General features: G+C 72.2%; 3 protein-coding genes and 1 pseudogene. All 4 read left to right on the top strand.

Going from position 1 to position 2,487, the window contains the following annotated elements:
• A partial coding sequence (locus D3H34_RS31745; protein ID WP_286186524.1) for a DMT family transporter occupies window positions 1-983 on the top strand: 983 nt, incomplete at its 5' end.
• Window positions 976-1,686 (top strand): tRNA (adenosine(37)-N6)-threonylcarbamoyltransferase complex dimerization subunit type 1 TsaB, encoded by a 711-nt coding sequence (gene tsaB / locus D3H34_RS31740; RefSeq protein ID WP_119558770.1) that lies wholly within the window; start codon window positions 976-978, stop codon window positions 1,684-1,686. The genes D3H34_RS31745 and tsaB, both read left to right, overlap by 8 nt.
• Window positions 1,683-2,225: a ribosomal protein S18-alanine N-acetyltransferase gene (rimI, locus tag D3H34_RS31735; protein ID WP_119558769.1), complete on the top strand. Its 543-nt coding sequence runs from the start codon at window positions 1,683-1,685 to the stop codon at window positions 2,223-2,225. Before tsaB ends, rimI begins: the two co-directional genes overlap by 4 nt.
• Window positions 2,222-2,487: pseudogene (locus D3H34_RS34820) on the top strand (uracil-DNA glycosylase family protein); the annotation flags it as partial. The gene rimI and the pseudogene D3H34_RS34820, both read left to right, overlap by 4 nt.

Genomic DNA, 2,487 nt, shown 5'->3' with positions numbered 1-2,487 from the left:
CCCGCACGCTCGGCATCGGCGCGGCCGTGGTCACCGTCGTGGTCTGGACCGCCTTCATCCTCATCGCGCGCGCCTCGGCTGCGCGTTCGCTCACGCCCTTCGACCTCGCCTTTGCGCGCGTCTGCGGCGCCAGCCTGGTGCTGGTGCCCTGGGGCGCGTGGCTGGCGATGAAGCACCGCGACGCGGTGTCCTCGTTCTTCGGCCTGTCGCCGCTGTCGTTGCGCGTCACCGCCACGGCCGGCATCTTCGGCGGCGTGGCCTACGCCCTCATTGCGTACAGCGGCTTCTTCTTCGCGCCGGCCGGCCATGCCGCCGTGCTGATGCCCGGCAGCCTGCCGCTGTGGACGACGCTGCTGGCCGCGCTGGTGCTGCGCGATCGCATCACGCCCGCGCGCGCCATCGGCCTGGCGATGATCGTCGCGGGCGACCTCGTGGTCGGCGGGCGCAGCCTGCTGCACGCCTTCGAGGGCGGCGAGGTCTGGAAGGGCGACCTGATGTTCATGGGCGCCGCCTTCTGCTGGGCCTGCTACAGCGTCGTGGCGCGCCGCCACGGCCTCGACGCGGTGCGCGCGACCATCGCCATCACCGTGTTCGCGCTGATGACCTACATCCCCGTCTACACCTTGCTTGTGGCCTCGGGCGCGGTCGTGAGCCACATCGGCAGCGCGCCGTGGGGCGAGGTCGCGTTCCAGATGGCCTTCCAGGGCATCGGCTCGGTGGTGATCTCCGGCATCACCTTCACGAAGATGATCCAGCACTTCGGCCCGGTGCGCACCACCATGATCACGGCGCTGGTGCCGGGCCTGTCGGCCTTCGGCGCGGTGCTATGGCTCGGCGAACCGATGCACTGGAGCCTCGTTGCCGGGCTCGCGCTGGTGACGGCCGGCATCCTGTTCGGCGTGCGCAAGGCCGCCACGACCGTGCGCACGGCGCCGGTCTGCCCGACGCCGTGCCCGGCGGGAATGGGAGGCTCGAATGGCTGACAAGCTGCTGGCCTTCGACACGAGCACCGAGCACCTGTCGGTCGCGGTGCGACACGGCGACCGCGTGCTGTCGCACAGCGGCGCGGGCGGCGCGCAGGCGTCGAGCACGCTGCTGCCGCTGATCCGCCAGCTGCTCGCCGACGCCGGGCTCGCGCTGGCCGACCTCGACGCCATCGTCTTCGGGCGCGGTCCGGGCTCCTTCACCGGCCTGCGCACGGCCTGCTCGGTGGCGCAGGGCCTCGCCTTCGGTGCCAAGGTGCCGCTGCTGCCGGTCGACACCCTGCTGGCGGTGGCCAACGAGGCACGCCATGCCTTCGGCGCGCAGCGCGTGGTGGCCGCGCTCGACGCGCGCATGGACCAGCTCTACGCCGCACCCTACGACTTCGACACCGCCGGTCCGTTCGGCGGCGATCCCGAGCCGCTGCTGCTCGCCCCCGAGGCGCTCGACGTGCCGACCGGCTGGGCAATCGCCGGCAATGCCTTCGCCGCCTACGGCCCGCGCCTGGCGAGCGCCACGGCCCGCCACGAGGTGCTGCCCCTGGCCACCGCCATGCTGCGACTGGCGCCCGCGCTGCTCGCGGCCGGACGCACCGTGCCCGCCGCGCAGGCCTGGCCGCTGTACGTTCGCGATAAAGTGGCGCAAACCACAGAGGAACGCGCCGCCATCAAGGCGGCGGCTGCCGTTCCGCAGAACCCCGCATGAGCGCTGTCCTCCAGTCCGTCGAAGCCCGTCTTGAGCCGCTCAGCGTCGAGCGGATCGACGCTGTCTGCGCGGTCGAGCAGACGGCCTACACGCACCCCTGGACGCGCGCCAACTTCACCGATTCCATGGCCGTGGGCTACCACTGCCAATGCCTGCTGGCGCCCGGCGTGGCGCCGGGTGTCGAGTCGCCCTGCACCAGCCTGGGCGAAACGCTGATCGGCTACTTCGTCGCCATGAAGGGCGTGGACGAGGTGCACCTGCTCAACATCACCGTGGCGCCGGCCTTCCAGCGCCAGGGCTGGGCGCCGCTCATGCTCGAAGCGCTGGCCGGCTGGTCGCGCGGCGAGGGCGCGCTGTGGCTGTGGCTCGAGGTGCGCGAAAGCAACCGGCGCGCGCTCGACATCTACCTGCGGCAGGGCTTTCGCAGCGTCGGCGTGCGCAAGGGCTACTACCCGGCGTTCGACGGCAAGCGCGAAGACGCGGTCGTCATGAGCATGCGCCTCAACGAAACAGGCTCCGCCTGGGGAGCTTTGCGATGACGGGCACCGCGGTCCACACCCTGCGCCTGGATGCGCGACAGCGCGCCATGCTCGACGAGATGGGCGTGAAGGTCTGGTGGCCCGTGCCGCCGGAGCCAGAGATCGAAGTCGAACCGGAGCCGGAGGCCCCTGTGGCCGCTGATTCCGGCATGCCCGACATGCCCGAAGGCCCCCCGCTGGAACTCGACGAACGCGACCAGGCCTACGACGCGCCGCCGCCCTCGCCGCGACCGGCCCCGGCGCCCGTCGCCCGCCCCGTGGC

The organism is Acidovorax cavernicola, assembly GCF_003581445.1.
Note: the sequence above shows the minus strand (reverse complement) of the source record. Positions and strands in the feature narration are given on the sequence as shown.